General features: G+C 62.3%; 3 protein-coding genes. All 3 read left to right on the plus strand.

The window, feature by feature from the left end; translation table 11 throughout:
* A partial coding sequence (locus EN964_RS29600; RefSeq protein WP_164776075.1) for an ABC transporter permease occupies window positions 1-716 on the plus strand: 716 nt, incomplete at its 5' end.
* A gap of 2 nt (window positions 717-718) precedes the next feature.
* Window positions 719-1501: an ATP-binding cassette domain-containing protein gene (locus EN964_RS29605; RefSeq protein WP_164748811.1), complete on the plus strand. Its 783-nt coding sequence runs from the start codon at window positions 719-721 to the stop codon at window positions 1499-1501.
* A 233-nt stretch (window positions 1502-1734) separates the two neighbouring features.
* Window positions 1735-3298, plus strand: a 1564-nt coding sequence (gene glgP / locus EN964_RS29610; RefSeq protein ID WP_127277081.1) for a glycogen/starch/alpha-glucan family phosphorylase, incomplete at its 3' end; no start/stop codon positions are given.

Consider the following 3298-nt stretch of genomic DNA (forward strand, 5'->3'; position numbering starts at 1 on the left):
ACGGTATGCCGAGCGCGCTCGCCGTGGCGATCGGGCTTGCCGCCGGCGCGGCATGCGGGCTGCTCAACGGCGTGCTCGTCGCCTACATGAAGCTGCCGCCCTTCATCGTGACGCTTGGCACCTGGAACATCGTCATGGCCACGAACTTCATCTATTCGGCCAACGAGACGATCCGCGACACCGACGTCGACACCCAGGCGCCGCTCCTGCATCTCTTTGCCATCAGCTTCAAGGTCGGCACGGCGGTGCTGACGCTCGGCGTCATTGCCACGGTCGTGCTCGTGATGATCCTCTGGTACGTGCTCAATCACACGGCATGGGGTCGCCATGTCTACGCCGTTGGCGATGATCAGGAGGCGGCGAAGCTGTCGGGCATCCAGACCAAGAAGGTGCTGATGACGGTCTACACCCTTGCCGGGCTGATCGCCGCTTTCGCTGCCTGGGTCTCTATCGGTCGCAACGGCTCGATCTCGCCGTCGGCTGCCGTCACCGACTACAATCTCCAGGCGATCACCGCGACGGTGATCGGCGGTATTTCCCTGTTCGGCGGACGCGGCTCGATCCTGGGCACGCTGTTCGGCGCGATGATCGTCGGCGTCGTCTCCATGGGCCTCAACATGCTGGGCGCCGATCCGCAATGGAAGGTGCTGCTCACCGGTGTGCTGATCATCGGCGCCGTGGCGGTCGACCAATGGATCAGAAAGGTTTCGGCATGACCATGACCCAGGAACCCATTCTCACCGCGCGTGGCCTAGTCAAGCGCTACGGCCGCGTCACCGCCCTCGACAACGCCGACTTCGACCTCTACCCCGGCGAAATCCTTGCTGTCATCGGTGACAATGGCGCCGGCAAATCGTCGCTCATCAAGGCGATTTCCGGCGCTGCCGCGCCCGATGAAGGCGAGATCCGGCTCGAAGGAAAACCCGTCTCCTTCAAATCGCCGATGGAGGCCCGCGAAGCCGGCATCGAGACCGTCTACCAGAACCTGGCGCTGTCGCCGGCGCTGTCGATCGCCGACAACATGTTCCTTGGCCGCGAAATCCGTAAACCGGGTTTTCTGGGCGATTGGCTTCGCATGCTCGATCGCCCGGCGATGGAAAAGCGCGCCCGCGACAAGCTTACCGAACTTGGCCTGATGACCATCCAGAACATCAGCCAGGCTGTGGAGACGCTCTCGGGCGGCCAAAGGCAGGGCGTTGCCGTGGCGCGTGCGGCCGCCTTTGGCAGTCGTGTGGTGATCATGGACGAGCCGACAGCCGCCCTTGGCGTCAAGGAAAGCCGCCGCGTGCTCGAGCTGATCCTCGACGTCAAGAAGCGCGGCCTCCCGATCGTGCTGATCTCGCACAACATGCCGCATGTCTTCGAAGTGGCCGATCGCATTCACATCCATCGGCTGGGCCGTCGCCTCGCCGTCATCGACCCCAAGCAATATACGATGTCCGACGCCGTCGCCTTCATGACAGGAGCCAAGGCCCCGCCGGAGGCGGCGCTGGCGGCTTGATACATGTCGCCCAAGTGGCTGGCGCATGGCGACACGGCAAGCACGGAACAGGGATTTGAAGCGCGGCGCGCGGGCCGTCTTGGCGCGTCACACTTCAGAATTGCCAAATTGCCGCAGGGGGCAAGCCGGATCGAACCTGTTTAAATCGATTGAATAGTTGGCGGTATCAGCTAGCATGGGCTGGGAGGAGCGATGAAAGCCGGTATGATCATGGCAACCGCACGAGAGGCATCATGACGAGCGCGATGACATCCGAACCCCTTCCGCCACTGCTCGAAAATCCTGACCCAAAGACGCTCGCACGTGAAGTCTTGGTTGCCCTCAAATACAGGGTCGGCAAGGACACCACCGTTGCGACCCAGTACGACTGGCTAACCGCCTCGATCAAGGTCGTGCGCGACCGGATCGTCGATCACTGGATGCAGGCGACGAGAGAGGCTTACGACCAGAAGGAAAAGCGCGTCTATTATCTGTCGCTGGAATTCCTCATCGGCCGCCTGATGCGCGATGCTTTCTCCAATCTGGGCCTGATGGACAACATGCGCGAGGCGCTGTCGTCGTTGGGTGTCGACCTCGACTTGATTGCAGCACTCGAGCCCGATGCGGCGCTCGGCAATGGCGGTCTCGGGCGGCTCGCGGCCTGCTTCATGGAAAGCATGGCGACCGTCGACATTCCCGCGCATGGCTACGGCATTCGCTATGCCAATGGCATGTTCCGGCAGGAGATTCACGACGGCTGGCAGGTCGAACTGCCAGAGACCTGGCTTGATCACGGTAACCCGTGGGAATTCGAACGTCGCGAACGCTCCTTCGAGGTTGGTTTCGGCGGTTCGGTGGAATCGATCACCTCCAAGGACGGCCGCCTCGAACGCCATGTCTGGAAGCCGACCGAGCATGTGCTGGCCGTCGCCTATGACACGCCCGTCGTCGGCTGGCGGGCCAATCGCGTCAACACGCTGCGGCTCTGGTCGGGCATGCCGATCGATCCGATCCTGCTCGACAAATTCAATGCCGGCGACCACATCGGCGCGCTCGCCGAAAGCAACAAGGCCGATGCCTTGTCGCGCGTGCTCTATCCCGCCGATTCCCACAAGGCCGGGCAGGAACTGCGGCTCCGGCAGGAGTATTTCTTCTCCACCGCCTCGCTGCAGGACATCGTGCAGCGTCATCTGAGCCAATATGGCGACCTGAAGTCGCTGCCCGACAAGGCTGCGATCCACCTGAACGACACCCATCCGGCCATCGCCGTGCCGGAGTTGATGCGCCTGTTGATGGACGTCCACGGCATGGACTTCGACCAGGCCTGGGATATCACCCAGCGCACCTTCGGCTACACCAACCACACACTGCTGCCCGAGGCGCTGGAAAGCTGGCCGGTGCCGCTGTTCGAGCGGCTTTTGCCGCGCCACATGCAGATTGTCTATGCCATCAACGCTGAAGTGCTTCTGGAGGCGCGTGCTTCCAACCAGTTCTCGGACGAGCAGATTGGCCGCATCTCGCTGATCCAGGAAAATGGCGATCGCCGGGTGCGCATGGGCAATCTGGCCTTTGTCGGCTCGCATTCCATCAACGGCGTTTCGGCTCTTCACACCGACCTGATGAAGGAGACGGTGTTCGCCGACCTGCACAAGCTCTATCCCGATCGCATCAACAACAAGACCAACGGCATCACGCCGCGGCGCTGGCTGATCCAATGCAATCCCGGACTGACGTCGCTCGCCCGCGAGGCGATCGGCGACCGTTTTCTCGATGACATCGACGCCATCAAGGATCTCGACGGTTTCGCCGGCGATGCCG

Source organism: Mesorhizobium sp. M7A.F.Ca.CA.001.10.2.1, assembly GCF_003998575.1.
Taxonomy (GTDB): Bacteria; Pseudomonadota; Alphaproteobacteria; order Rhizobiales; family Rhizobiaceae; genus Mesorhizobium.